Genomic DNA, 25,656 nt, shown 5'->3' with positions numbered 1-25,656 from the left:
CGTTGGCCTCTTTCCTCGGTACGTCTGCGACCTCTAGCCGATCCGTATCGTCTTCGAGACCGTGACCTGGTCGATGTCGGTCGTACGGATCGTCACCTTCATCGTCCAGGTGCCGGGCAGCGGGAGGTTGACGCTGTCGGTGCCCCAATAGCCGCCCCGGTCGGTGAGCCCGGCGTCGAGCGGGCCGATCTTCTGATCGCCCAGCGTGAAGCTCAGGCGCAGTTCGGGGACGGTGGCGATGCCTCCGTCGGGGCCGAACACGACGGCCTGGACCGTGTTCTCGCCCACCCGGCCCGGGCCCAGGTCGATCTGCACCTTGCCGTGGCCGCCCGGCGTACCGACGTCGAAGGGGACCAGGGCGGTGGTGTCGGCGGGCTGTCCGGCCGTCTCCGCGCCGGAGGCCGCCGCCGCCTGCGCGGCCCGGCCCGGCTGGGTACCGGTCAGCACCGTGGTGATCACCAGGACCACGATCCCCAGGGTGACCTCCGCGAGCACCGAGCGACGCAGGGCGCGGCGATGCGGTCCCGGGTCCGGAGCCGCCAACTCTTCTGCGGCGCCGGGCTGTTCCGGGGTGGTGGAGTCGTCCCCGGCGGTGGGCTCGTGCGGTTTCTGCTCGGCCCCGGTCACCCCCGACTCCGCTTCGGCCTCGGCGGTCGCGGTCTGGGCCTGATGGTTTTTCGCGCCCGCGGTCGAGGTCTCCGCGTCCGTCCGGGCCAGTGCGCCGACCCGTTCCGGGATGCGCGCCGGGGTCGTCACCGTCCCCTCCGTCGTCGTCGCCGGCCGCGCCGGGTCGGGAGCCCTGTCCCGGGCAGACCGGTCGAGGGGCGCGGCGGGGGCCTCCCCAGCCGTACCGGTTCCCGCCGTCACCAGGCGTCCCGTCCAGCGGCGGGAGTACGCCGCCGCCGCCAGCACCAGCAGTACCGTCACCAGCTTGGCCGTCAGGATCCTGCCGTACGACGTGGTGGTGAGGGCGTCGAGGGAGCCGAGGCCGCGCCAGGACTGGTAGGCGCCGGTGGCCACCAGGACGCAGACCGCCGTGAAGGCCAGCCGGGAGTAGCGGTGCACGGCGGAGGCGGGCAGCGCCTGCGGGGACCGGTGCAGGGCGGTCAGCAGGGCCGCGAGGCCGCCCAGCCACACCGACATGGCCAGCAGGTGCAGCACGGCAAAGACCATGGCGACGGGGACCTGGATGCCCGCGGAGGCGTGTTCGGCGGCGGCCCAGGTCGACGCCAGGCCGACGGCGAGCAGTGCCGCCCCGGCCTGCGTGCCCCTCGTCGCGGGCGACGCGTCGCGGCCTGGGACGATCCGTAGCGGGAGCAGCGCGACGGCGGCCAGCAGCACCAGCCGGGCCAGCAGCGCCGTCCCGGGCCGGGAGGTCAGCGTGGCGGACAGGACGGACGGGTCGAACGCGGTCGCCGGGCCGCTCCCCCGCTCGTACGGGCCGCGGAGCAGCAGCAGGGCAACCGTGGACAGGGACAGCGTCCACCAGCCGGTCAGGAGCAGGCCCCGCAGAGGTCCGAAGCCGGTGGCCGCGGCGAACGCCGCCGTCCCGACGAGCAGGGCGACGGCCGCGTACGCGACGTAGCGGGCGGCGTCGTACAGCGTGCGGGCGAGGGTGTCGGCGGCGCCGTCGGACGGCAGGACGGCGCTGGTCGCGGAGGGTTCGCCGACGGAGAAGGTGAAGGCGCCGGAGACGGGGTGGCTGTCCGCCGAGACGACCCGCCAGGCCACCGTGAAGGTGCCGGTGCCCAGATCGCGCGGGAGGGTGACCCGGGCCGTGTCCGAGCGGCCGCCGGCGTGTCCGGGCTCGCCGGTGTGGACCCGCCGGTTGTCGGGGTCGAGGACGCGGAAGGAGTCGTCCAGGAGTCCGACGGGCTCGGTGAACGTCAGGGTGACGTGGCGGGGTGCGGACGCGAGGACGGTTCCGTCCCGGGGGTCGGTGCCGCTGAGGGCGGCGTGCGCGGACGCGGGACCCGCGCCGCCGAGGAGGAGCAGGACCAGCACGGGGCCCAGCAGCACCAGGCCGCGAAGGACCCGTCCCGCGCGGGGTTCACCGCCCCTGCCGCGCCGGGCAGGGGTTCCGCCGCTCCCGGCCCGCCCTCCGTCCCGTCCGCCATCGCGTCCTTCCGCTCGCCGAGCGTCTCGCCACAGGCCCACGTCACGTCTCCGTATCGGGCGTCCGGCGTCGACAGCCGGGCGTCCGGGTCGTTCAGGTCGTCGTGTGTCCGGGTGTCCGGGTGCGCACGTGTCCCCGGAGACACCCGCGTCGCTCCTCCATACGTACGCGGGCGGCCCGGCGCTCAGCGTGCGCGCGTTCCGTGCGGGCGGGCGGGACGGGGCGTTCACCACGTGGGGCGGGCCGACACCCCTCCGTCGACCACCAGGTCGTGGCCCGTGATCCAGGACGCGAGCGGCGAGGCGAGGAACACGCAGGCGTCCCCGACGTCCTGCGGGCGCCCCAGCCGCCCGGTGGGGGCCGCCTGCCGCCATCGCCGTACCCCGTCGGGCCAGTCCCCGGCCAGTCCCTCGCGCTCGATCAGGCCGGGCGAGACGGAGTTGACGCGGATGCCCTGCGGTCCGTACTCCAGGGCCGCGGAGCGGGCGTGCATGACGACGGCCGCCTTGGACGCGCAGTAGTGGGCGTGGTGGGGCGCCGGGTGGGCGGCCTCGACGGAGGCGATGTGGGTGATCGTGCCGCCGTCGCTCGCGCTCATCAGTTCCGCCGCCGCCTGGGTGCACGCGAAGACGCTCGACAGGTTGAAGTCGACGACCTCCCGCCACTCGGCGGCGGACATGCCGGGCAGCGCCTGAGTGGGCTGCACGCCCGCGTTGTTGACCAGGGCGGTCAGCCCGCCCGGCGCCGGACCGGCGTACCCCGGCAGGCTTCTGCCCCACTCCGCCGCCTCGCGGACCAGCCGGCGGCAGGCGTCCTCGTCCGTGAGATCGGCCCGCAGCGCGATGGCCGGGGCGCCCAGCTCCCGCAGCCGGGCGAGCACGTCGTCCGCCGGGCTCGTGCGGTGGTGCACGGCGACCGCCGCCCCGGCCCGGGCGAAGCTCAGCGCGACGCCCCGGCCGATGCCGCCCGCGGCACCGGTCACGAGGGCCACCTGACCCGCGAGCAGGGCGCCCGGGGGAGCCGCGACCGGCCCCGGGGCGGCGCTCACGGGCGGCACAGCGCGGTGATCCGCGCCGCCTCGGCGGGGTAGCGGGCGGTCAGTTCGGCCGCGTCCCCGTGCTCGTAGCCCTCGTAGGTGAAGCCGGGGGCCATGGTGCAGCCGAGGAAGGACCAGGCGCCGCCGCGGGCGACCCGCGCGCCCATCCAGGTGCCGGCGGGCACGGTGTACTGCGGTTGCTGACCGCCCAGCACATCGGGTCCGAGGACGGCCGAGCGCACGCCGCCGTCCGGCGCGAGCAGCAGCATGTCGAGCGGATCGCCCGTGTAGAAGTGCCAGATCTCGTCGGAGGGCAGCCGGTGCAGGGCCGAGAAGTCGTCCGGCGCGGAGGTGAACAGGGCGACGATCGCGGTCCCCTCGGGGCGGCCGTCGGGCCGCTCGGGGCCCGCCCAGGTCTGCCGGAAACGGCCTCCCTCGCGGGGGATCGGCTCCAGACCGTAGTGCCGTATGAGGTCTTCTGGCGTCATGCGGCCAGGCTACTGAGCGGGAACCCCGGCGAGGGCCGCCTCCTTGGTGAGGAAGGCGAGTCGGGCGCGCTTCTCCGGCAGGTGGACGTCCGGGAGGTCGATCTCGGGCAGGACGACGACGGGCCCGGCTTCGAAGCCCTGGCGGACGAACCGCTCGACGGCCTTCTCGTTGCGCTCGTCCGGGTCGACCACGATCCGGGTGCGGCCGAGCCCGGTGAACACGTACGCGGTGAACGCGGCGAGCAGTCCGGTGGAGAAGCCGGGGCGGGCGCCGCCAGGTCCGCTGGGGGCGATCAGGACGTGGACGCCGAGGTCACCGGGCCGGACCTCGTAGCACTCGCCGACCCGGTCGGCGTCCGGCTCGTACGTCTGCAGCAGCGCGGCGGGTTCGCCGTCCTTGACCGCGAGGAAGGCGTGGTGGGTGTCGAGCGAGTCCAGGTGGAGGTAGGTCTCCAGGACCTGCTCCCTGGTGAACCCGTTCATGCCCCAGAACGCGGCCCGCTCCTCCGTGACCCAGGCGTGCACGACGTCCAGGTCGGCGTGCGGGTCGAGCGGGAGGACGCGGACGGTGCCGAAGCCGTCGGTCCGCTGCTCGTGGACGGCCTCGCGGCCGGCCGCGTACGGCTCAGTGCTCATCGTTCTCCTTCGTCAGGCGGTTCCAGTCGGTGACGACCGGGGCGAGTTCTCCCGCGAGCCACAGGGGGAGCTGGTCGCGGTGGTGCGGGGTGCCGGGGACGCCGCTCGCGCCGAGCGGGACCACCCAGAGGCTGTCCTCGCGGCGGGCGAGGTCCCAGACGTAGCGGGCGGCGGGCCCGCGTGCGGCGCGGTGGGTGAGGCCGGGCACGGAGGAGGTGCACAGCACGCAGTCGTGGTCGCCGGAGAGGCCGGGCCCCTCGTGCGGGTCGGCGGGCAGCGCGCGCCACGGGACCAGGCGGTGGACGTCGCCCCAGGTGGTGTCCGGGGTGACCGCCTCGGCGCCGGCGGGGGCCGTGTCGGCGGCCGCCTCCTCCAGGGCCTCGCGGACGACCTCGGCGCGGTCGATGCCGTACAACTCCCATACGGTGAGCAGGTTCTGCAGGGCGTAGCCGACGCGGACGGTGAGGTCGAGCCAGGGCCGGAAGACCTCCGGGCATGCGGGCGGGTCGGTCAGGCAGGCGAGGGCGGGGTGGGCCGCGAGCCGCCGGACGACGGCTCCGCGCACCGCCGCGTAGGCCGCCGCGTCGGTGCTGCCGGCGTCCATGTGCCGGTCCCAGGCCAGGAGCCGGGCGCGTACGGCGGCGGCCCGCGGGCTCAGTGCGGCCTCGTCGAGGGCGGCGAGGCGCTCCAGCAGGGGGGCCGCCGAGGCGAGGTGGGTGTCGGTGTGGACGGCCGCCATGTCCGGGGCCGACCAGGTCCGCCGGGCGGTGAGCAGGGCGCGGATGCGCCGGGCCCGGTGCGGGGCGGCGAACTCGGTGCCGAGCGGGGTGGCGGGGCCGTGCTGGTTGGCCATGACGGCGATGCCGTCGTCGACGGTGCCGTGCGGCATCTCGTGCCAGCCCCGCCATTCGTGGCCGGGCTCCCAGGCGGGCACGACCCGGGTGCGGTTGTCGGTGCCGCGCACCGGCACCTTCCCGGCGACGCGGTGCAGCAGGCCGCCCTCGGTGTCGGCGGCCTGGACGACGTTCACGGGTTCGGCCCACCGGTCGAGGGCCCGGTCCACGTCGGCGACCCGGCGGGCCCGCAGCAGAGGCAGGAGCGCGCCGAAGCCGAGGTCGCCGGTCACCCGGGGCGGGTACCGCAGGCTCATGGCGTCCTCGGTGCCGTCCTCGCCGGGGTCCGGGCCGACGACTACGGGACCCCGCGCGGTCTCGACGACCTCGACCTCGACCGGTTCGCCGCCCGCCACCTCCACGGTCTCCACGTGACGGGAGGCGGGGTGCCACCGTCCGTCCGGGCCGAGCGCCTCGACGCCGGAGGGGGTGCGCCGCAGCCGTTCGCGGTAGAGGTCCTGGTAGTCGGCCATGGCGTTGGTGATGGCCCAGGCGACCGCGCCGGTGTGCCCGAAGTGGGCGATGCCCGGCATGCCCGGGACGGCGATGCCGACGACGTCGAACTCGGGGCAGGCGAGGCGGATCTGCTGGTAGACGCCGGGGTCCTCGATGAAGCGGTGGGGGTCGCCCGCGATGACGGGCCGGCCGGTGGTGGTGCGCTCGCCGGCGACGAGCCAGCCGTTGCTGCCGACGGTGCCGGGGCCGTCGGCGGCGAACAGGGCGACCGCGTCCGCGCCGAGCCGCCGTACGACCTCCTCGCGCCACAGCTTGGCGGGGAAGCCGACGAAGAGGATGTGGGTGCTCAGCCAGACCCCCATCGGGGTCCACGGCTCCCACCGGCCGGGAGCGAGTGCGGTGCGCGCGAACTCCGGGGCGCGGCGGGCGCCTTCGGCCAGTCCGGCGTTGACGCCGTCGACGTACGCCCGCAGCCAGTCGGCCGTCTCCGGGTCCCGTTCCTCCAGGGCCGTGAAGCAGCGCCGGGCGGTGTCGTCGACGCGGGCCCGGCGGACGAAGAGGTCCCAGGGGAGGGAGTCGGCGCCGAGGAACGCGGCCGAGGTGCCCTGCGCGCGGTGCCGCTCGACCTCCAGCTGCCAGGCCCGGTCGAGGGCGGTGACCCGGCCCTGGGCGTGGGCGAGTTCCCGCACGCCGTCCGCACGCAGATGGGGAATGCCCCAGGCGTCACGGTAGATCTCGCTGCTCACGGACCAACCCCCGTCATTTCAGGTTAGGCTAACCTAACTTTGATTGCGGCGGAATCGTACGCGACGTGGGACGAGGGAGACTCGATGGGGCAGGGGCACGGCTGGGAAGGTGCGGTGCTCAGGCTGCTGGGCGCCAAGAACTTCGCGTTCACCGTCACGGGGGCCGAGGACGTCACCCCGCACTACCGGCGGGTGCGGCTCACCGACGGCGGCATGCTGGCGGCGACCGGCGTCCACCCGACGATGTGGGTGCGGCTGTGGTTCGACAACGCGGGCAGGCCCCATCAGCGGGCGTACACGCTGGTCGACCCCGATCCGGCCGCCGGGACCTTCAGCCTGGAGTTCGCCCTGCACGAGGGCCGCGCGAGCGACTGGGCGCGGACGGCGAAGCCCGGCGACACGATCGAGGCGACCGTGCAGGGGACCGGGTTCACCGCGCCCCGCCCGGCCCCCTCCCACGTCTTCGCGGTGGCCGACCCCGCGTCGCTGCCCGCCCTCAACTCCCTGCTGGACGCGATGGACGGGACCCCGGCGACGATCTGGTTCGAGACCGACGGCTCGTCCCCGGCCGGGCTCGGCGGCCTCCCCGCGCGGACCGTGCCCTCCCTGCACGAGGTGCGCGCGGTACCCCGCCTCGACGGCGGCGCCGGCCTGGTCGCCCGCGTGAAGGACGACCTCCCCGGCCTCCTGGCGGAGCAGCCGGAACCGTACGTGTGGATCGCCTGCGACACGGCCACGACCCGCTCCCTCGCGGCATACGTCCGCAAGGAACTGTCCCTGCCCAAGCAGCGGGTGAACGCCCTGGGGTACTGGCGCGCCGCCTGAACCCCCGGCCGCCCTCCCGCTCCGGTGACGGCCCGCTCCCCGGGACCCGGGGAGGCGCCACGCGCGCGTGCGGGCGATCATCGAGGCATGGACGCCACTCTTCACCTCGCCCAGCAGCCGGAAGCGGACGAGCTGCTGGGGCGCAGTGCGCTCGCCGCCCTCGTCGGGATGCTGCTCGACCAGCAGGTCCCGATGGAGTGGGCGTTCGCCGGCCCCTACACGATCGCCCGGCGGCTGGAGAAGGACGACCTGGACGCGCACGAGATCGCCGCGCAGGACCCGGAGGCATTCGCCGCGCTCCTCTCGCAGAAGCCCGCCGTGCACCGCTACCCGGGATCGATGGCCAAGCGGATCCAGCAGCTGTGCCAGTACCTCGTGGAGCACTACGACGGTGACGCGAGCGCGGTGTGGGAGGGCGTCGGCACGGGCGGGGAACTCCTGCGCCGGCTGAAGGAGCTGCCGGGCTTCGGCACCCAGAAGGCCCAGATCTTCCTGGCGCTGCTGGGCAAGCAGCTCGGCGTACGCCCCGAGGGCTGGCGCGAGGCCGCCGGCGCGTACGGGGAGCCGGACGCCTTCCGCTCGGTCGCCGACATCACCGGCCCCGAGTCGCTGACCAAGGTGCGGGCGCACAAGCAGGAGATGAAGGCGGCGGCGAAGGCGGCCAAGGCGGCCCGCGCCACCGAGGGGTAGGGCGCCGGCCGCCGCCCGGTGCCTGGCACGTCCGGCGTCAGCCGCGTGGACCCTCCCGGAGTGCGCGGTGTCCGGGCGCGGCCGGAGCATGAGGCATGACCGAGGCACCCAACGGCTCCCCGCGGGGCCCCGAGTACGACGACCGCCGGGTCCACGCCGCCCGGGACCCCCGAGTCGGGCACCCCGGCCACCCGGAGGGCGCCCTCGGGCGCCAGGGCGGCGGACCCGAGGGCGTCGAGGGCCCCCTGCACTTCCTCTCCCGCGCCGCCTGGCAGGCCGTCATGGCCGCCGGGGCCGCCGCACTGGTCCTCGGGATCCTGGTCCTGGCCTGGCCCGAGGCGACCCTGTTCGCGGCCGGCGTCCTCTTCGGGATCTACCTGGTGTGCAGCGGGGTGCTGCAACTCGTCGCCGCCTTCGGGACGCACGCGGCGACCTCGCTGCGCGTCATGGCGTTCATCAGCGGCGTGCTGTCCCTGCTGCTGGGCCTGTTCTGCTTCCGGGGCGCGATGCAGTCGATCCTGCTGCTGGCCCTGTGGATCGGCATCGGCTGGCTGTTCCGCGGGATCACCCAGACCCTGGCCGCCGCGTCGGACCCGAGCGTGCCGGCGCGCGGCTGGCAGATCTTCCTCGGCGTCGTCAGCTTCCTCGCCGGGATCGTGCTGATCGTCTCGCCGTTCGAGTCGGTGGCCGTGCTGGCCGTGGTCGGCGGCTGCTGGCTCCTCGTGGTCGGCGTGACGGAGATCGTCACGGCGTTCCGGATCCGCGGGCGCGCGCATCTGGTCCCCCGCACCCTCTGACGGGCACCGCGCGGCCGGACCGCGCCGCACGGACCCGTACGCCAAGAGGGCGGTTCCGGCCGCCGAACCGATGAGGACACCGTCGCCGAGGGGGACATCACCTTCCATGAGCACCGCCCCACGTCCACCGCATCCGCCGCCGCGGTGCGCACGGGCGCGGGGCGGGACTCCCACGGGGGCTTCCGCCGGAACTCCCACGGGCGCCCCGCCGTGCACTCGGGTGGGCACGGCGGGCACCCGGACCCTCCCGCCGCCGCCGTCCGCCGCTCCCCCTTCACACGCGGCGCGGGCCACCCGCCGGCACGCGTGGCTGCGGGTCCTCGTCCTATTGGTCGTCGCGGTGCTCGCGACCGGCCCGCACCCCGAGGCCCTCGCCGCGCCGCCCCTCGCCGTCGCCGCCGAGACGGGCGGCCTCGAACCCGACGCGCTCGACACGGCCCTGCGCCCGCCCGCCCGGCACGGCCACCGCCTCCTGGCCCCCCTGACGCCCACGCCCCGCCCCGACACCGGGCGCCCGGAGCACGCGGCGCTCCTCCCGTCCGCCCCCTCGCCACCGCCGTACGCCCTCGCGCTGCACGTCCTGCGCTGTGTGGTCCTGCGCTGCTGAGAGGCCCGGTCCCCGGACCGTTCCGCATCCCGCAGCAACGCACAAACGGACCAAGGACAAGGACACAGCCATGCCCCACGATCCCTACGCGATCCTGCACGCCCTCCTGCGGGCGGAGGCCGTACGCAACGCGCCCAAGCCGAAGACCGAGTCCCGCCCCGGACCGGACGGGCGGCGCGAGCGGACGCCCCTCAAGGAGCACGGACGGCGGTGAGCGCAGGGCGGCCGTCCCACCCGGGGCGGCCGCCCGCCGGAGACCCCTGGGGAAGTCGCCTTCCAGGCGCACCGGGGACGACGGTGACCCTCACACCTTCGGGCCGGTCGTCACCGCCACCGCTCACCCTCCCGGGTGTCACCTTCCGCCCGGTCCCGCGGCGCCGTCCGCCGGGCCTCCGCCGCCGGTCCTGGCCGGTCCGGGCGCCGCCGGAGCCTTCCGGGGAACCCCGGACACCTACCGGTCTGCCCCGCTTTCCGCCGTCTTTTCCGGCACCGCACTCCGTCCCCATGGCTGCGCCCGGAAGGTCTTGACCGGTAGGCTTTCCGTGTGATCTTCAAGCGCATCGGAAACGGCCGGCCGTACCCCGACCACGGCCGGGAAAGCACCCGGCAGTGGGCGGACGTCGCGCCGCGCCCGGTCCGCCTCGATCAGCTCGTGACGACCAAGGGCCAGCTGGACCTGGAGACCCTCCTCGCCGAGGACTCCACCTTCTACGGCGACCTCTTCGCGCACGTCGTGAAGTGGCAGGGCGACCTGTATCTGGAGGACGGACTGCACCGCGCGGTCCGCGCAGCGCTCCAGCAGCGCCAGGTGCTGCACGCCCGCGTCCTCGAGCTGGACTGAGCGCCGCGGGCCCGCCGGTTGACCCTTTCGGGTTCGACTGAGCCGCCGTCAATGATCATTTAGTAGTTATCGTCGCCAAGTCGCACTACGCTGCGCCCATGAGCATGCTGACTCCCCCGGGCATGGGCCGCCAGTACCGCATCACGGGGGACAAGTACCCGCGGATGCGCCGACCCCGGGGGCGCCGCAGGCTGGCGTTCCTCGCCATCGCCTCCGTCGCCGCGCTGGGGTTGATCGGCTGGGGAACACTGCAGCTCATCGACGTCTTCACCGGCGGCGACAAGGCCTCGGCGGCCGGCGCCAAAGCCAACTGTGCGAAGAAGGCGAGTCCCTCGCCGACGGCGTCCGCGGCGGCGGGCGCCCTCCCCGAACCGGGCCAGATCACCGTCAACGTCTTCAACGCCACGCCCCGCAGCGGGCTCGCGAAGAAGACCGCCGACGAGCTGAAGAAGCGCGGCTTCCGCATCGGTGACGTGGGCAACGCGACCAAGGCGTACGACAAGAAGGTCGAGGGCACCGGGCTGCTGCTCGGCGCGAAGGCCGCGGACGCCGCCGCCCTGCCGGTGCTGAACACCCAGCTCCCCGGCGCCGAGGTGCAGACCGACGGGCGCCAGAAGGCCACCGAGGTCGACCTCGTCATCGGCACCGGCTTCAAGGCGCTGACGGACAAGGAGGACGCCACCAAGGCGCTGGCCGTGCTGGCCAGGCCCGAGCCGACGCCCTCCGCCACGAAGAAGTCCTGCTGACACCTCCGCCAGCAGCGCGACGAACAGCGGCGGGGCCCGGTGACGGGCCCCGCCGTCCGCGCGTGGACTACTCCGCGGCGCCGTACATCCGGTCCCCGGCGTCCCCGAGGCCCGGGACGATGTAGCCGTGCTCGTTGAGCCGCTCGTCGACCGAGGCGGTCACGACGGTGACCGGCGTGCCGGCCAGGTCGCGCTCCATGACCTCGACACCCTCGGGGGCGGCGAGCAGGACCACGGCCGTCACGTCGTCGGCGCCCCGCTTGATGAGCTCCTGGATCGCCGCGACGAGCGTGCCGCCGGTGGCGAGCATCGGGTCGAGGACGTAGACCTGCCGCCCGGAGAGGTCCTCGGGCATCCGGGTCGCGTACGTGGACGCCTGGAGCGTCTCCTCGTCGCGCACCATGCCCATGAAGCCGACCTCGGCGGTCGGCAGCAGCCGCACCATGCCGTCGAGCATGCCGAGGCCCGCGCGCAGGATCGGCACGACCAGCGGGCGCGGGTAGGAGAGCTTGACGCCCGTGGTGGAGGAGACCGGGGTCACGATGTCGACCTGCTCGGTGCGCACGTCCCGCGTGGCCTCGTAGGCGAGCAGGGTGACCAGCTCGTCGGCGAGCCGCCGGAAGGTCGCGGAGTCGGTGCGGCGGTCGCGCAGGGTGGTGAGCTTATGGGCGACCAGAGGGTGGTCGACGACGTGGAGACGCATGTCCACAACAGTAACCGGGCCCGGCCCGCCCACCACCGCCCCGCCCGGCTCCCCGCCCGGGCGCGACGGCGCCCGATCGTCCGCGCCGCGCCCGGACCGCGCCTCGCCCTCCGGCTGGCATCAAACCGGCCGTCGGAGGGAAAGTGGGAGGGACGGACCTGGGGTGGTGTGCCTATGCCGGAGCGGGACGACGACTTCCTGGAGCAGCGGGAGACGGAGGCCGAGCGCCGCAGACGCCGCGCCCAGTTCCTGCGGGAACTGACCGAGGCACGCGAGCTGCGCGACCGGGTCCAGCCGCGCCGCGCCAAGGCGGCCCGGCTGCGCCACGCCATGCGTATGCGCACCTTCCGCTGGTAGTCCCGCCCGTCGCGGACGTGGTCGGGCCCCTGTCCAGGAATGGTCGCGGGCCCGCTCCCACGGGCGGTTGGGCCCCTGGGCGGGACCCCCGGCCGCGTACGATCCCGCTGGTAGCGATCAAAAGAGGCAGACACAGCAGGGCGAAGACGTCCCCTGGACGCTCTCTTTCTGCCACGATTCCGAGTGGGTGGGGCTCGAAGCAGCGGTTCCGCCCACAGCCTCCGCCGGGGGGACCCCCAACCGGCACGCCTATGACCAGTGGGAGAGTCACGGTGTACTTCGCCGCACTGCTCGCGCGCACCGAAGACGGGTGGGAAGCGAGCGACACAGAGCTCGACGATGTGGAGACCCTGTCGGATTTCACCGACCTGGCCCGCGAGGCCTCGGTCGACGACGACACGGTCCTCCTCCTCATCGAGCAGGAGGACGGATGGTTCGGGGTCGTCCGCGTGGACGGCGAGGAGGACCCTCGTATCTACGTCTCGGACGCCGCCGCAGCATCCCGCAGTTCGTACGGCGAGATCCTGCTCACCGACGAACTTCTCGGAAGGGAGCCCGGTGACGACGACGTCCCCGATCTGGACTCCCTCGACCTCGACGGCACGGAAGACGGTGAGCGAGAGGACCCCGACGACGAAGAAGAAGAGGCCGGCACATCCGGCGAGGCCGTGCCGCACAGCCCGGTGGGTGACCGCGAGGTCCTCTCCGACCTGGGCGTCAGCGAGAAGGAGTTGCTCCTCCTCCACGAGGGCGACGCGCTCAACACGATCGCCGAGGCGCTGGGGGCCGCGGAGGTCCTGGAGACCGTCCGTTAGGTTCCCCCGGTGAGCAGCACTGAGGAGACGTCCCCGCCCGATCCCGTACGTGATCCCTGGCGGGCCGCGATGCGGCTCGCCCTGGAACAGGCCCGGCTGGCCACGGGGGGCGGGGACGTCCCCGTCGGCGCCGTCGTGCTGTCGCCGGACGGTACGACGGTGCTCGCGGCGGGGCACAACGAGCGTGAGGCCACCGGCGATCCGACGGCGCACGCCGAGGTCCTCGCCCTTCGCCGGGCCGCGGAACGCACCGGTGAGTGGCGGCTGAACGGCTGCACGCTCGTCGTCACCCTGGAGCCCTGCACGATGTGCGCGGGCGCGCTCGTGCAGTCGCGGGTGGACCGGGTCGTCTACGGCGCGCGCGACGAGAAGGCGGGCGCGGCGGGCTCCGTGTGGGACGTCGTACGCGACCGGCGGCTCAACCACCGGCCCGAGGTGATCGAGGGTGTCCTGGCCGGTGAGAGCGCGCGTCTGCTGACGGAGTTCTTCCGGCGGAGGTGACCGCGGAGGATCTCCGAAACGGATTTCTGACCACGGGCCACCTTGGGGTAGGGTCTCCCTCGGTAGCGTGTCCGAGCGGCCGAAGGAGCTCGCCTCGAAAGCGAGTGTGGCGCAAGTCACCGAGGGTTCAAATCCCTCCGCTACCGCTTCTGAAGGGCCCCGTCGAAAGACGGGGCCCTTCGTGCTGTGTGCCCGCTTCCGTAGGCGAGGTGAGGGGCCGGTGGATACGTGATCATGTGCGGGTGTCCGAACACCTGGTCGGGTTACACTCACCGCCGTCAACAGGGGGCCCACCGGGGCGCAGCAGGCACAGCAGGCACAGGGGAGGCCGCGGTGGCGGTGAATGGGAAGAAGGTCGCCGTCTACGCGGTCGTGGTCTTCGCGCTCTACGTGATCATCACCGACCCCGAGAAGGCCGCCGACTACGTCCAGATAGGGTTCGAGGGCATCTCGAACGCCGCTCAGGCGGTCGGCGACTTCATGACGTGGATCGCCGACGGAGCCCAGGACTAGGTCCGGCCGGACCTGCCCCGGCGCCGGGCGGCCGCCCGCAACACCCCTGGGAGCGCCCGTGATCCGCCATCTGGTCCTCTTCAAGCTCAACGAGGGCGTCCAGCGCGACGACCCCCGCGTCGTCGAGGGCGTGGCCGCCTTCCGCGCGCTCGGCGGGCAGATCCCGGAACTGGAGTTCTGGGAGTGCGACTGGAACATCACCGACCGGCCCATCGCGTACGACTTCGCGATCAACTCGGCGGTGGCGGACACGGATGCGCTGAAGCGCTACCTGGAGCACCCCGCGCACCAGGCGGGCGTCGCGCTGTGGCGCGAGTTCGCCACCTGGGTGATCGCCGACTATCCCTTCTGAGCCGCGCCACCCGTTCCAGGAGCCTCCCGCCGCAACCGGCGGGGGGCCCTTTTGCGTCGTATGCCCGGAGTGGTTACCAACACGGTGTTATGGGGTGCTTGCACACAGTGCACATGTCTTGTGATGCTATGACCGCTTTTGACGGATGAGTTGACGGAGACGTCGACGGATCGTTGACGAATGAAGAGGTGGCGTTGACCGTGTCGGCCAGTACTGCGCCACCCCAGGAGGAAGCCCCCGACCAGGCTCAGGTCCAGGACCGCCCCCGGTCCCAGGCCCCGACCTCCGCCCCGGCCCAGTCGTCCGCCCCGACCCAGCCGCCCGCGCCCGCCCTGCCGTCCGCCCCCTCCCTGCCCGCCGCGCCCGCACAGTCCCCCGCCCCAGGGCAGCCGGCAGCCCCGGCCCCGCCGCCCGCCGCCGGGGAGCAGCCCGCCCCCGCGCCGGAGAAGCGCCGGGGCGCCGACACCCGGGCGCTGACACAGGTGCTGTTCGGGCAGCTGAAGCAGCTGGAGCCGGGCAGCCCCGAGCACGGGCGGGTGCGCGGCGCACTCATCGAGGCCAACCTGCCGCTCGTCCGGTACGCCGCCGCCCGCTTCCGCAGCCGCAACGAACCGATGGAGGACGTCGTCCAGGTCGGCACCATCGGCCTGATCAACGCCATCGACCGCTTCGACCCCGACCGGGGGGTGCAGTTCCCGACCTTCGCCATGCCGACCGTCGTCGGGGAGATCAAGCGGTACTTCCGGGACAACGTGCGCACGGTCCACGTGCCGCGCCGGCTGCACGAGCTGTGGGTGCAGGTGAACAGCGCCACCGAGGACCTGACGACGGCCTTCGGGCGCTCCCCGACGACCGCCGAGATCGCCGAGCGGCTGCGGATCTCCGAGGAGGAGGTCCTGTCCTGCATCGAGGCCGGGCGCTCGTACCACGCGACCTCGCTGGAGGCCGCCCAGGAGGGCGACGGGCTGCCGGGGCTGCTCGACCGGCTCGGCTACGAGGACCCGGCGCTCGACGGGGTGGAGCACCGCGACCTCGTGCGCCACCTTCTCGTACAGCTGCCCGAACGGGAGCAGCGGATCCTGCTGCTGCGCTACTACAGCAATCTGACGCAGTCCCAGATCAGTGCCGAACTGGGTGTGTCACAGATGCATGTGTCAAGGCTTCTCGCGCGTAGTTTCGCGCGTCTGAGATCCGCAAACAGGATCGAGGCGTAACTCCCGGGAGCGAATCGCTCAGCGGGCTTTTTTCCGACGGTTCTTCACTGATAAACCGTCAGACCCCCTTTTTCCAGGGCCGATTCACCCTTCCCATGTCGACATGTCACTACAGCGTGTTGCCGACATGTGACATTCTGCCGGAAGCGCGTTTGCCGCGGCCTCGCCGCCGGTATTCAGGTGGAGGCTGCGTTCCTCCGACGGGAGCGTCCGCCGCGACCGTCCGCGACCCAAAGGGGGTGGCATGTCCGCAGATCAGGGCAGCTCGAAGGTGCTCACGCTCGCCAAGAGCGACTCGGCGCCCGACGTGCTTCATGACGTCCCGGCCCTTCCGGACCAGGAAGCCGTCCCGGCCCTCCCGGACCAGGAAGCGGCCGTCCCGGCCCTTCCTGCCTCGGGAGCCATCGACACCCGCACCCTGTCCCGCTCCCTGTTCCTGCGGCTCGCCGCGCTCGACGAGAACAGCCCCGAGCGCGCCTACGTACGCGACACCCTGATCGAGCTCAACCTCCCCCTCGTCCGGTACGCGGCGGCCCGCTTCCGCAGCCGCAACGAACCGATGGAGGACATCGTCCAGGTCGGCACCATCGGCCTGATCAAGGCGATCGACCGCTTCGACTGCGAACGCGGCGTGGAGTTCCCGACCTTCGCGATGCCGACGGTCGTGGGCGAGATCAAGCGCTTCTTCCGCGACACCTCCTGGTCGGTGCGGGTCCCGCGCCGCCTCCAGGAGCTGCGCCTGGCCCTCACCAAGGCCAGCGACGAGCTGTCGCAGAAGCTGGACCGCTCGCCGACCGTCGCCGAACTCGCCGTGGTGCTCGGCGTGTCCGAGGAGGACGTGGTCGACGGCCTCGCCGTGGGCAACGCGTACACGGCCTCCTCGCTGGACTCCCCGGCCCCCGAGGACGACGGCGGCGAGGGCTCCCTCGCGGACCGCCTCGGCTACGAGGACCCGTCCCTGGAGGGCGTCGAGTACCGCGAGTCCCTCAAGCCGCTGCTCGCCAAGCTGCCGCCCCGCGAGCGCCGCATCATCATGCTGCGCTTCTTCGCGAACATGACGCAGTCGCAGATCGGCGAGGAGGTCGGCATCTCGCAGATGCACGTCTCCCGGCTGCTCACCCGCACGCTCTCCCAGCTGCGGGAAGGTCTCATCTCCGACTGAGTCTTCATAATTGACGCACCGTCAACCACACTGTCGCGATGCGCCGACTCCCGATACGCGACCGCCGAGGCGCCCTGCTGGGTGCCTCGGCGGCTGTCGTCTGCCTGGGTGCCGTGGCCGTCACCTGCGGGGGAGGCGGGCTCGGCGGCGGCTACGTCGCGGTCGGTCCGGCCGGCGGGCCGCCGGGCGCGTCCGGGGCGGCGGCGCCGACCGGGGACGTGACGCTGGCGCCACTGGACGAGGAGGGCGGCGCCGCGCCGCCGGCCGTCAACAGGGGCGCGGATCAGGGGCGTTCGGACCCGGCGAGCTCATCGGCACCCGGCACGGGGCCCACGCGGTCACCGGGTGCGCAGACGCGGGGTCCCGGCGCGACGACGGAAGACGGGACGGAGCGGCCGGGTTCGGCGGGCGCGGGCGGTGACTCCGGGCGGCCGGGCGCTGGTTCGGGCGGCGGTACGGCGACCGAGGCGCCCGCGAGTCCCCCGGCCGGGCCCGCCGTACTGACCGCCGGAGAGCCGCGGCGCGCGGCGGGTGAGCACCGGTGGTGCGAGGAGGTGACCGTCTCCTTCCGCAACACCGGTGGGACGGCGGTGCGTTCGGGCACGGTGACGTTCGGGACGCATGTCGTCGGGGCGCTCGGGATCGACTGGGCGACGGTCGAGTCGACCGAGGACCTGCCGGCGCCGATCGCGGCCGGCGCCGTGGAGGAACGGACCTGGACGGTGTGCGTGGACGCCTGGCGGGTGCCGCTGGGCATGCACGTCGAGACGCGGGACGTGTCCGTACGGTGGCGGTAGCCCGCCCCTGGGGGCGGGCCGCCGGTTACGAGAGCGCCAGCCAGGCCACGGCGGCGACGACGATCACGGCGGCCACGACGCCGAGGATCAGGCCGATGCGGGGGCCCGACTGGGCCGCCTGCTGGGGACGCGCCTGGGGGCCCTCGTCGACGAAGGCCCGGAACATCTGGGTGCTACCCGCGGGGTCGTAGTTGCCCTCGGGGCCCTGGGTGTTTGCCATGGCCCTGGACCCTAGCGAATGAGCGGGGACTGCCCAAGTGCCGGGTTCCCCTTCCGGCCGTTCGGCGGGGCCCGCGATTCCGCTTCCGTACTGCTCGCGGCCCTTTTCGCCGGTTCCCGGGAGGCCTCGCGCCAGCCGGCCCGGCGGGGCGCGGACGGGGACCGTACCGGCCGGACGGTCGTTGACGGCGGCACTTACCCCCCTCACCTGCGGGTTTACGGTTGCCAATGCTTGCCTTTGCCAAGTTTTTAGGGCGACTGGTCCCGATTTCGTTTGCCTGTGGCAACCAACTGTCTCTATGGTTGCCCTAAGCAACGAATACGGGAGGTGCGATGGCCGAGCAGGCGCAGTACGAGGAACTGGCTCGTCAGCTCAGCGCCATCGGTGCCGTGAAGAGGGACATGGGGCGGATCCTGCCGCACGACTGCCCGGCGGGTTCCGCCGCCGTCCTGACGCTGCTCGGCCGGCACGGCGACATGCGGATGAGCAGGCTCGCCGAGCTGCTCTCCGTGGACATGTCGGTGACCAGCCGCCATGTCGCCCATGTCGCGGACCGGGGCTGGATCGAGAGGTCCCCCGACCCGGCTGACAAGCGCTCACGCATCCTGCGCCTCACCGCCGCGGGCCGGCATCAGCTCGACGAGCTCTCAGAGCGTTCGTCGCGGCTGCTGGCCGACCGGCTGAGCCACTGGTCCGACGACGAGGTCGGTCTGCTCATCGAGCTCATGGGCCGGCTGCGCGAGAGCTTCGGCGACTGCCGTGGCACCCCGCCGCACCGACCGGCGCCCCCGCACTCGTACGCGACGGAACCGACCACCCGTACACCCGCATAGAACGTAAGAAAAGGAAGCCCATGGCAACGACCACACCAGCCGGTGTGCGGGCTCACGCCAAGCACGGAGGTGGGTCCTCCGACGGCGCTCCGATGACCCACCGGCAGATCATGGAGGCGCTCTCCGGGCTGCTGCTCGGCATGTTCGTCGCGATCCTGTCGTCGACGATCGTCTCCAACGCCCTTCCCGAGATCATCGGGGACCTGGGCGGCGGCCAGTCCGCCTACACCTGGGTCGTCACGGCCTCGCTGCTGGCCATGACGGCGACCACGCCGCTGTGGGGCAAGCTGGCCGACCTCTACAGCAAGAAAGCGCTCGTCCAGATAGCGCTGATCATCTACGTCCTCGGCTCCGTGGTGGCAGGCCTCTCGCAGAACGCGGGCATGCTGATCACGGTCCGGGTCGTCCAGGGCATCGGCGTCGGCGGTCTGTCCGCCCTGGCGCAGATCGTCATGGCCGCGATGATCTCCCCCCGTGAGCGGGGCCGCTACTCCGGCTACCTCGGCGCGACCTTCGCCGTGGCCACCGTCGGCGGTCCGCTGCTCGGCGGTGTCATCACCGACACCTCGTGGCTCGGCTGGCGCTGGTGCTTCTACGTCGGCGTGCCCTTCGCGGTCATCGCGCTGATCGTCCTGCAGAAGACCCTGCACCTGCCCGTCGTGAAGCGGGACGTCAAGGTCGACTGGGCCGGCGCGTTCTTCATCTCCGCCGCGGTCTCCCTGCTGCTGCTGTGGGTCACCTTCGCCGGGGACAAGTACGACTGGATCTCCTGGCAGACCTACACGATGCTCGCCGGCGCGGTCGTGCTGGGGCTGCTCTTCGTGCTCGTGGAGTCCCGGGCCAAGGAACCGATCATCCCGCTGCGGCTGTTCCGCAACCGCACCATCACGCTGTCCTCGATCGCCTCGCTGTTCGTCGGTGTCGCGATGTTCACCGGCACCGTCTTCTTCAGCCAGTACTTCCAGCTGGCCCGCGACGAGTCCCCGACGATGTCGGGCGTGATGACCATCCCGATGATCGGCGGCCTGTTCGTCTCCTCCACGGTCTCCGGCCAGATCATCACCAAGACCGGCAAGTGGAAGGCCTGGCTGGTCAGCGGCGGCGTCCTGGTGACCGCCGGACTGGGTCTGCTCGGCACGATCCGGTACGACACCGAGTACTGGCACATCGCGATCTTCATGGCGCTCATGGGTCTCGGCATCGGCATGATGATGCAGAACCTGGTGCTGTGCACGCAGAACCAGGTGGCCCCCTCCGACCTCGGCGCGGCCAGCTCCACGGTCACCTTCTTCCGGTCCCTCGGCGGTGCGATCGGCGTCTCCGCGCTGGGCGCCGTGATGGCCAACCGGATCGGCGACTACGCCCGGGACGGACTGACCGACCTCGGTCCCAAGTACGCCTCCGCGGCCTCCGCGGCGAGCTCCGACAGCAGCATCCCGGACATGGACGCGCTGCCCGGCCCGCTGCGCACGGTCCTGGAGAGCGCGTACGGCCACGGCATCGCGGACGTCTTCCTGATCGCCTCGGCGATGGCCCTCGTCGCCTTCTTCGTGACGCTGTTCATCAAGGAGGTCCCGCTGCGGACCTCGGGCGGTCTGGCCCAGGCCGCCGAGGCCGACGCCAGGGCGGCCGTCCCGGCCGCCGCCGAAGCCCCCGCCGTCGAGACCGTCGAGACCGCGAACCGGTCCGCCTCCCCGACGGAGACGGCCGGCCCCGGCCCCGAGGGCACGCAGCAGCTCGGCGCCGTCGCCACGGCGGCGACCGGGACCGCGCCCGGCTCCGGCGGCATCCCGGTCCGCGGCCACGTCCGCGGCGCCGAGAGCGCGCCCGTGCCGCGGGCCGCGGTGACGCTGATCTCGCTCGCGGGACGGCAGCTCGGCCGGTCGGTCGCGCAGGCCGACGGCGCCTACGCGGTGGACGCGCCCGGCACCGGCTCCTACGTCCTGATCGCCTCCGCCGACGGCTTCCAGCCGCAGGCCTCGACGATCGTCGTCAACGACGAGCCGGTCGCGTACGACATCCTGCTCAGCGGCACCAGCGGGCTGAGCGGTGTGGTGCGGGCCGCCGGGTCCCGGACCGCGGTCGAGGACGCCATGGTCATCGTGACCGATGTGCGCGGTGACGTGCTGGCCACCGGAACCACCGGTGAGCAGGGCGAGTTCACCTTCGCCGAGCTGGTTCCCGGTGCCGTGACCGTCGCGGTGAACGCCACGGGGCACCGTCCGGTGGCCCTGCCCGTCGAGGTCGGCGGCACCGGCGTCACCCGGGTCGAGGTCGAACTCAGCCCCGGCGCCCACGTGCAGGGTGTCGTCCGCGCTCCGGGCGGTCCGCTCGGCGACGCCCGGGTCACCCTGGTCGACGCGGCCGGCAACGTGGTCGGCACGGCGAGGACCGGCGCCGACGGGGCGTACGCCTTCACCGACCTGGACGGCGGCGAGTACACCGTCATCGCGACGGGCTACCCGCCGGTGGCCACCTCGCTGACCGTCGACGGCCCCGGCACCGACGGCCACGACATCGAACTCTCCCACCCGGGCGAGTAGTTCGGCTCCGGCCCGCGGGGCGCACTCCGAGCGGAGGTGCGCCCCGCGGGCCGGTCTCTTTTTCGACCGGTCCGGCCGGCCCCGCCGGCCCGGACAGCTTGGCTTGCAAGGAGAAAACGGGATGGGACTGACCGCAAGGATCCGCACGCGGGACGGATGGGCCGTGTCGCACGCGGTCGTCACGGTGACCGACATGACGGGCACCCAGGTGGTGCGGGCCGAGGCCGACACCGAAGGTGCCGTGCGGGAGACGACGGACCTGGCGCCCGGCGCGTACACCGTGATCGTCACCGCGGTCGGGTACGCCCCCGCCGCGTCCAGCGCGATCGTCACGGCGAGCGGGCGGGCGGACGTGGGGAACGTGGTCCTGACCCGCCAGGGCGGCACCGAACTGCCCCCGCCGGGCCCCTGGACCATCGACCCGGTGCATTCCTCCGTCGGCGCGGTCGCCCAGCACCTGGGCATCTCCAGCGTGCGCGGCCGGTTCACCGAGTTCTCGGGCCTGATCGAGATCGCCCCGGACGAGGTCGCCAAGTCCCGGGTGGAGGCGGTGATCTCCGCGGCCTCCATCGACACCGGGAACGCGATGCGCGACGGGCACCTCAAGTCGCCCGACTTCCTCGACGTGGAGACGTATCCGCAGATCACGTACCGCTCGACCGGGCTGACCCTCGCCGGTTCCGACCGCTGGACGGTGCACGGCGAACTGACCATGCACGGCGTCGTCCGCCCCGTCGACCTGGACCTGGCCTACCTCGGCACCGGCGCCGACCCCTGGGGCGGCACGCGGGCGGCGTTCCGCGCCACCGCCGAACTGCGCCGCGAGGACTTCGCGATGAACTACAACCAGGTGCTCCAGGCGGGCATCTCCGCCATCGGCACCACGCTGCGCGTCGAGCTGGACGTCCAGGCGGTCCAGGGCGACTCGCTGCCCGCCGTCTGACCGGGCGGGCCCTCCCGGGGCGGCCGCTCAGGCGCCGGCCCGGGAGCCGCCCGGCGTCCTGCCGTCGCGGACCGGCGTACGGGACACCCGGGCCACCAGATCCCCGCACAGGTCCCGGAGTTTGACGTTCGAGTCCTGCGAGGCGCGGCGCAGCATGTCGAGCGCCACCCGGGCGTCGCAGCGCTCCTTCGCCATCAGGATGCCGACCGCCTGGTCGATGACGCTGCGCGAGAGCAGCGCGGTCCGGACGTCCCCCGCCGACGCCCGGTCCCGCTCGATGCGCAGCGCAGCGTTGATCGCCTGCGCCGCGCGAGCCGCGAACTCCCGGGCGGTCTCCCGCCGGTCGCGAAAGGCGTTCTCCGTCACGGCGTAGAGATTGAGCGCCGCGTCCGTCTCGCCGTCGACCGCGAGCGGGACCGCGAGGACCGAGCGGACCCCCTGCGAGAGCGCGTACTCGGTGTACGAGGGCCAGCGGGTCTCCTGGGTGAGGTCCGGCGAGTGCTGCTCGGCGTCCGCCTCGGCCGCCCGGACGCAGGGGCCGTCCCCGTTCTCGTACTGCCGCTGGTCCAGTCCGCTCGGCAGTCCGTCCGTGCCCGCCAGGGTGAGCAGCCGTCCGTCGCGGCGGACGGTGATGCTGGAGGCGGCCGCTCCCTCGACGGCGAGCACGGCCCGCTCCGTGAGGTCCTTGAGCAGCGTGTCGAGGCCGCCGCCCTGAGCCAGCGCCTCGTGGAGGGGGCCGGCTTCCGCCGCGACGGCCCGCGGCGACCGGGGTGGATCCGCTGGGGGTCTCATACAGAACGGTTATCCCGTCGGCACCCGCTCACGCCTGGTCCCTGGCCTCCACGATCCGCCCCGCGAGGTCGCGCAGCTTCACGTTCTCCCGCTGAGAGGTCCGCACCAGACTGTCGAAGGCCTCCGCCGCGTCGATGTCCAGGCGCTCCATGAGGATGCCCGTGGCCTGGCCGATCAGGTCGCGGGTGCGCATGGCCTCCGTCAGCTGCTCCCGTACGGTCGCCGACTCCAGCGCGATGCTCACGTGCGCGGTGAGCAGCCGGCCGATGCGGGTGGCCGAGTCGTCGAAGGCCCGCGGCTTGCGCGCGTAGACGGTGAGGACGGTGACCCGGCGGCGGTCCGCGCGCAGGCGCAGGGAGAGCACCGAGCGCAGTCCGAGGCCGGACAGGGTGAGTTCACCGTCCTCGTCGTCGCCGCTGTCCTCGATCCCGGCGACCGGCGCGCTCCACAGCCCGTTCCAGTACGCGTCGTGCTCCCGGCCCGCGTTCAGGGCGTCGGCGGAGCGGACGACGTCGTCGGTCCAGGCGAGGGTCTGCCGGTGCGCGGCGCGTTCGATGACGGAGACGCCGGCGTGCTCGGCGCCGGGCAGGAGGTGCACGGCGAGCCGGGCCGCGGTGCGCAGGGTGCCGTTCGCCGTGGATGTCTCATGCAGCTGCTGAGCGGCCACGGACAGAGCCTCGGCCAGCTCGAAACCCATCGCGAAATGGGGCAATTCAGTAAAGTCGGACGCAGCCACCACGAACCTCTTCGGCATGCATGACCAGGATCCCGTCGTCGTTCGACGACAGGCCCCAGCGCCATGCGCAGGAGAGCTCCGCAGCACATTCCCGACTGCGAGCACAGGACGAACAGCACTTTAGCTGCTCCGATGGGGTGAGGTTGCGGCTCGGTGGCCGAGCTTCCGAAGAGAGCCGCGCCCGTGGTGGAATGGCCGTACAGGTCAGGAAGCGGCCTCATCGGATCCGGACACATGTCTTTCAGGTGAGTTGCCATGACCTTCTCCCCGACCCCACGTGACCTGCCGAACTGCACGCTCGTCACGCTGCCCGCGGACATCGACATCTCCAACGCCGACTCCGTGTACGCCGGGACCATGGGCGTGGTGAACACACGGAAGGACCGACTGCGCCTGCTCGTCCTGGATCTCACCGGGACCGAGTTCATGGACTCCCAGGGCGTACGCCTCATCAACGAGGTACGCGAACAGCTGCACCGCCCGCCGCGCACCGAACTGCGCGTGGTGGCGCGGCCGGAGGGCCTGGTGAGCCGCGTCCTGGAGCTGACCGGGCTGCGCCGGGACGTCGCCGTGTACGACGACCTGGCCGAGGCGATCGAGTCCTAGGCCGTGTCCGACCTAGGCTGGCCGCATGGCACCCAACATCGCGAAGAACACCTCCGTCTCCCTGGACGAGTTGCTCGACTTCGTACGGCCCCGGCACCGCGCCGTCCTGCTGACCCGGCGGGCCGACGGCGGCCCCCAGGGCTCCCCCCTGACCTGCGGCGTGGACGACGCGGGCCGCATCGTCGTCTCCACCTACCCGGAGCGCGCCAAGACGCGGAACGCCAAGCGGGACGAGCGGGTCAGCCTCATCGTGCTGAGCGACGAGTGGAACGGGCCCTGGGTCCAGATCGACGGCACCGCCGAGGTCATCGACGCGCCGGACTCCGTCGAGCCGCTGGTCGAGTACTACCGCAACATCGCGGGGGAGCACCCGGACTGGGACGAGTACCGGGAGGCGATGCGCAAGCAGGGCAAGTCGATCATCCGCGTCACGCCCGAGCGGTGGGGGCCGGTGGCCACGGGCGGCTTCCCGGCGCGGCTCGCCCCGCAGGACTGACCCGGGAGCGGCGCGGTCAGCCCCTGGCGACCATCGCCTCGATGCCCGCGATCAACGTCTCCAGCGCGAAGGCGAAGTCGCGTTCGCGCATCTCCTCCACCGTGTCACCGCCGCGGGCCTCCATGAGGTCCGCGGCGCTCTCGAACTGCTCCGCGAACTCCGGCCGGTCGCGGATGGCGCCCATGGCCTGGTGGACGTACTCGTCCTGGGTCATCCCGGCCGAGGCGCAGCGCCGCACGAAGTGGCCCTCGATCGTGCCGAAGCCGTAGACGAACTGGAAGACCGCCGACAGGGCGCCCGTGCGTCCGTGCGGGGGCAGCCCCGTGTCGCGGACGATCTGCTGCACGCGGTGCGAGAAGGCCATCGAGTGCGGCCCGATGTTCAGGAAGTTGCCGATCAGCGGGGACACCCACGGGTGGCGCACGAGCAGCGAGCGGTAGCCGGCGGCCAGGGAGCGCAGCTGGTCGCGCCAGTCCCCGCCCGGTCCGGCGTCGGACGGGTCCAGCTCGCCGAAGGCCGCGTCCAGGGCGAGTTCGAGCAGGTCGTCCTTGGTGTCGACGTACCAGTAGACGGACATCGCGGTCACGTTCAGCTCGGCGGCGAGGCGGCGCATGGAGAACCGGGCCAGGCCCTCCGCGTCCAGCAGCCGCACGGTGGCCTCCGTGATGCGGTCCCGGTCGAGCCCCGACGGCTGGCTACCGCCACGCGCCGTACGTCCCCGGGCCGCCTTGCCGTCCAACCAGACACTGGTCCGCGCCGGACGCCCGGCCCGGTCGGCTGCCCTCACCATGGCGCACCTTTCTCGGAACTGCGGGACCCTGAGGTTCTGGTTTCCCGAGGTGGGGGCCGGAATGCCCCGGTCCTCCCCTCCCGGTGCTAAGCGTGCGTCACGCGGACGCCGTCACCGCGGAGTCTGCCCTCTCCGCCCGCCGCGGCAACGCCGCCGCGAGCAGCCCGCCGGGAAATGGTGCGGGGCCCTTCCGCGGTGTACGGAGAGGGCCGTCCTACACCGTGGAACCGTTCCGTGCGCCGTACAAGGCAGTTTCCGGCGGGACGTGGAGCGGCGGGGGGGGGGGGGGGGGGGGGGCCCCCCCCCCCCCCCCCCCCCCCCGCCGGGGGCCCCCCCCCGCCCCCGGGGGGGGGGCGGGACCAACCCACCCCGGAAACCCCCGCCCCCCCCCCGCCCCCGGCCAAAC

The 25,656-nt window shown here is 73.1% G+C and carries 30 protein-coding genes and 1 tRNA gene; 21 read left to right on the top strand and 10 right to left on the bottom strand.

The features are described 5' to 3' along the window. Positions 1-33: 33 nt before the first annotated feature. The 5 genes from ACFYQQ_RS18865 to ACFYQQ_RS18845 form a co-directional block, all read right to left on the bottom strand. Complete coding sequence (locus ACFYQQ_RS18865; protein ID WP_355782230.1) at positions 34-2,019, bottom strand: copper resistance protein CopC; 1,986 nt, start codon at positions 2,017-2,019, stop codon at positions 34-36. A 323-nt stretch (positions 2,020-2,342) separates the two neighbouring features. Then, on the bottom strand, positions 2,343-3,173 hold the full coding sequence (locus ACFYQQ_RS18860; protein WP_356238135.1) for an SDR family NAD(P)-dependent oxidoreductase: 831 nt from the start codon (positions 3,171-3,173) through the stop codon (positions 2,343-2,345). Next, on the bottom strand, positions 3,161-3,640 hold the full coding sequence (locus tag ACFYQQ_RS18855; protein ID WP_355782748.1) for a cupin domain-containing protein: 480 nt from the start codon (positions 3,638-3,640) through the stop codon (positions 3,161-3,163). Before ACFYQQ_RS18855 ends, ACFYQQ_RS18860 begins: the two co-directional genes overlap by 13 nt. 9 nt (positions 3,641-3,649) lie before the next feature. After that, positions 3,650-4,276, bottom strand: coding sequence for a GNAT family N-acetyltransferase (locus ACFYQQ_RS18850; protein WP_355782745.1), 627 nt, complete (start codon positions 4,274-4,276; stop codon positions 3,650-3,652). Next, positions 4,266-6,371 (bottom strand): penicillin acylase family protein, encoded by a 2,106-nt coding sequence (locus ACFYQQ_RS18845; protein ID WP_355782743.1) that lies wholly within the window; start codon positions 6,369-6,371, stop codon positions 4,266-4,268. The genes ACFYQQ_RS18850 and ACFYQQ_RS18845 overlap by 11 nt, the downstream gene beginning before the upstream one ends. Before the next feature lie 84 nt (positions 6,372-6,455). Between ACFYQQ_RS18845 and ACFYQQ_RS18840 the strand changes: the two genes are divergently transcribed. The 7 genes from ACFYQQ_RS18840 (at position 6,456) to ACFYQQ_RS18810 (ending at position 10,877) form a co-directional block, all read left to right on the top strand. Further along, entirely contained in the window at positions 6,456-7,196 is a 741-nt protein-coding gene (locus tag ACFYQQ_RS18840; RefSeq protein WP_355782741.1) for a siderophore-interacting protein, read from the top strand. 87 nt (positions 7,197-7,283) lie between these two features. Beyond that, positions 7,284-7,886 (top strand): HhH-GPD-type base excision DNA repair protein, encoded by a 603-nt coding sequence (locus ACFYQQ_RS18835; RefSeq protein ID WP_355782738.1) that lies wholly within the window; start codon positions 7,284-7,286, stop codon positions 7,884-7,886. Between the two features lie 95 nt (positions 7,887-7,981). Then, positions 7,982-8,683 (top strand): HdeD family acid-resistance protein, encoded by a 702-nt coding sequence (locus ACFYQQ_RS18830; protein ID WP_355782736.1) that lies wholly within the window; start codon positions 7,982-7,984, stop codon positions 8,681-8,683. Between the two features lie 340 nt (positions 8,684-9,023). Then, positions 9,024-9,290, top strand: coding sequence for a hypothetical protein (locus tag ACFYQQ_RS18825; protein ID WP_356238131.1), 267 nt, complete (start codon positions 9,024-9,026; stop codon positions 9,288-9,290). Positions 9,291-9,360: 70 nt separating this feature from the next. Further along, the gene (locus tag ACFYQQ_RS18820) at positions 9,361-9,504 is read left to right on the top strand and encodes a hypothetical protein (RefSeq protein WP_355794820.1); all 144 of its coding nucleotides are present in this window, start codon (positions 9,361-9,363) and stop codon (positions 9,502-9,504) included. A gap of 330 nt (positions 9,505-9,834) precedes the next feature. After that, positions 9,835-10,131, top strand: coding sequence for a type II toxin-antitoxin system VapB family antitoxin (locus tag ACFYQQ_RS18815; RefSeq protein ID WP_003999914.1), 297 nt, complete (start codon positions 9,835-9,837; stop codon positions 10,129-10,131). Between the two features lie 98 nt (positions 10,132-10,229). Further along, positions 10,230-10,877: a LytR C-terminal domain-containing protein gene (locus ACFYQQ_RS18810; RefSeq protein WP_355794819.1), complete on the top strand. Its 648-nt coding sequence runs from the start codon at positions 10,230-10,232 to the stop codon at positions 10,875-10,877. A 67-nt stretch (positions 10,878-10,944) separates the two neighbouring features. Here the strand turns inward: ACFYQQ_RS18810 and upp are convergent, their stop codons facing one another. After that, positions 10,945-11,580, bottom strand: coding sequence for a uracil phosphoribosyltransferase (upp, locus tag ACFYQQ_RS18805; RefSeq protein WP_355794129.1), 636 nt, complete (start codon positions 11,578-11,580; stop codon positions 10,945-10,947). A 174-nt stretch (positions 11,581-11,754) separates the two neighbouring features. Here upp and ACFYQQ_RS18800 point away from each other — a divergent pair, with 174 nt between their 5' ends. From ACFYQQ_RS18800 to ACFYQQ_RS18760, 9 genes are all read left to right on the top strand, one after another. Further along, entirely contained in the window at positions 11,755-11,937 is a 183-nt protein-coding gene (locus ACFYQQ_RS18800; RefSeq protein WP_355794128.1) for a hypothetical protein, read from the top strand. Positions 11,938-12,209: 272 nt separating this feature from the next. Beyond that, positions 12,210-12,752 carry a hypothetical protein gene (locus tag ACFYQQ_RS18795; protein WP_355794131.1) on the top strand — a complete coding sequence of 181 codons (543 nt, stop codon included), beginning with the start codon at positions 12,210-12,212 and terminating at the stop codon, positions 12,750-12,752. Positions 12,753-12,821: 69 nt separating this feature from the next. After that, a complete protein-coding gene (gene tadA, locus ACFYQQ_RS18790) occupies positions 12,822-13,253 on the top strand; it encodes a tRNA adenosine(34) deaminase TadA (RefSeq protein WP_355794130.1) in 432 nt (143 codons plus the stop codon). Between the two features lie 61 nt (positions 13,254-13,314). Then, a tRNA-Ser gene (locus tag ACFYQQ_RS18785) sits at positions 13,315-13,399 on the top strand. Between the two features lie 187 nt (positions 13,400-13,586). Then, positions 13,587-13,766, top strand: coding sequence for a hypothetical protein (locus ACFYQQ_RS18780; RefSeq protein ID WP_355796266.1), 180 nt, complete (start codon positions 13,587-13,589; stop codon positions 13,764-13,766). A gap of 58 nt (positions 13,767-13,824) precedes the next feature. Continuing rightward, complete coding sequence (locus ACFYQQ_RS18775) at positions 13,825-14,118, top strand: Dabb family protein (RefSeq protein WP_355796263.1); 294 nt, start codon at positions 13,825-13,827, stop codon at positions 14,116-14,118. A gap of 194 nt (positions 14,119-14,312) precedes the next feature. After that, positions 14,313-15,332, top strand: a complete 1,020-nt coding sequence (locus ACFYQQ_RS18770) for an RNA polymerase sigma factor SigF (RefSeq protein WP_356163856.1) — start codon at positions 14,313-14,315, stop codon at positions 15,330-15,332. A gap of 244 nt (positions 15,333-15,576) precedes the next feature. Continuing rightward, the gene (locus tag ACFYQQ_RS18765) at positions 15,577-16,494 is read left to right on the top strand and encodes an RNA polymerase sigma factor SigF (protein ID WP_355788848.1); all 918 of its coding nucleotides are present in this window, start codon (positions 15,577-15,579) and stop codon (positions 16,492-16,494) included. Between the two features lie 38 nt (positions 16,495-16,532). Beyond that, positions 16,533-17,291 (top strand): hypothetical protein, encoded by a 759-nt coding sequence (locus ACFYQQ_RS18760; protein ID WP_355788850.1) that lies wholly within the window; start codon positions 16,533-16,535, stop codon positions 17,289-17,291. A gap of 25 nt (positions 17,292-17,316) precedes the next feature. Here the strand turns inward: ACFYQQ_RS18760 and ACFYQQ_RS18755 are convergent, their stop codons facing one another. Next, a complete protein-coding gene (locus tag ACFYQQ_RS18755) occupies positions 17,317-17,511 on the bottom strand; it encodes a hypothetical protein (protein WP_355788853.1) in 195 nt (64 codons plus the stop codon). Between the two features lie 332 nt (positions 17,512-17,843). On the opposite strand from ACFYQQ_RS18755, the gene ACFYQQ_RS18750 reads away from it, so the two are divergent. From ACFYQQ_RS18750 to ACFYQQ_RS18740, 3 genes are all read left to right on the top strand, one after another. Beyond that, positions 17,844-18,344 carry a MarR family transcriptional regulator gene (locus tag ACFYQQ_RS18750; RefSeq protein WP_355788856.1) on the top strand — a complete coding sequence of 167 codons (501 nt, stop codon included), beginning with the start codon at positions 17,844-17,846 and terminating at the stop codon, positions 18,342-18,344. 20 nt (positions 18,345-18,364) lie between these two features. Beyond that, positions 18,365-20,887, top strand: a complete 2,523-nt coding sequence (locus ACFYQQ_RS18745; protein ID WP_388904855.1) for an MFS transporter — start codon at positions 18,365-18,367, stop codon at positions 20,885-20,887. Positions 20,888-21,008: 121 nt separating this feature from the next. Beyond that, on the top strand, positions 21,009-21,830 hold the full coding sequence (locus tag ACFYQQ_RS18740; protein WP_355789635.1) for a YceI family protein: 822 nt from the start codon (positions 21,009-21,011) through the stop codon (positions 21,828-21,830). 27 nt (positions 21,831-21,857) lie between these two features. On the opposite strand, the gene ACFYQQ_RS18735 is transcribed toward ACFYQQ_RS18740, so the two are convergent. Continuing rightward, positions 21,858-22,622: a GAF and ANTAR domain-containing protein gene (locus ACFYQQ_RS18735; RefSeq protein ID WP_355789632.1), complete on the bottom strand. Its 765-nt coding sequence runs from the start codon at positions 22,620-22,622 to the stop codon at positions 21,858-21,860. A 28-nt stretch (positions 22,623-22,650) separates the two neighbouring features. Further along, positions 22,651-23,376 carry a GAF and ANTAR domain-containing protein gene (locus tag ACFYQQ_RS18730; protein ID WP_355789629.1) on the bottom strand — a complete coding sequence of 242 codons (726 nt, stop codon included), beginning with the start codon at positions 23,374-23,376 and terminating at the stop codon, positions 22,651-22,653. 237 nt (positions 23,377-23,613) lie between these two features. On the opposite strand from ACFYQQ_RS18730, the gene ACFYQQ_RS18725 reads away from it, so the two are divergent. Continuing rightward, complete coding sequence (locus ACFYQQ_RS18725) at positions 23,614-23,964, top strand: STAS domain-containing protein (protein WP_355789626.1); 351 nt, start codon at positions 23,614-23,616, stop codon at positions 23,962-23,964. 25 nt (positions 23,965-23,989) lie between these two features. Then, positions 23,990-24,460 carry a PPOX class F420-dependent oxidoreductase gene (locus ACFYQQ_RS18720; protein ID WP_355789623.1) on the top strand — a complete coding sequence of 157 codons (471 nt, stop codon included), beginning with the start codon at positions 23,990-23,992 and terminating at the stop codon, positions 24,458-24,460. 16 nt (positions 24,461-24,476) lie between these two features. Here ACFYQQ_RS18720 and ACFYQQ_RS18715 read toward each other — a convergent pair whose 3' ends face one another. Further along, on the bottom strand, positions 24,477-25,250 hold the full coding sequence (locus ACFYQQ_RS18715; RefSeq protein ID WP_355789620.1) for a TetR/AcrR family transcriptional regulator: 774 nt from the start codon (positions 25,248-25,250) through the stop codon (positions 24,477-24,479). Positions 25,251-25,656 lie beyond the last annotated feature (406 nt).

Source organism: Streptomyces sp. NPDC005496, from assembly GCF_042872045.1.
GTDB lineage: Bacteria > Actinomycetota > Actinomycetes > Streptomycetales > Streptomycetaceae > Streptomyces.
Note: the sequence above shows the minus strand (reverse complement) of the source record. Positions and strands in the feature narration are given on the sequence as shown.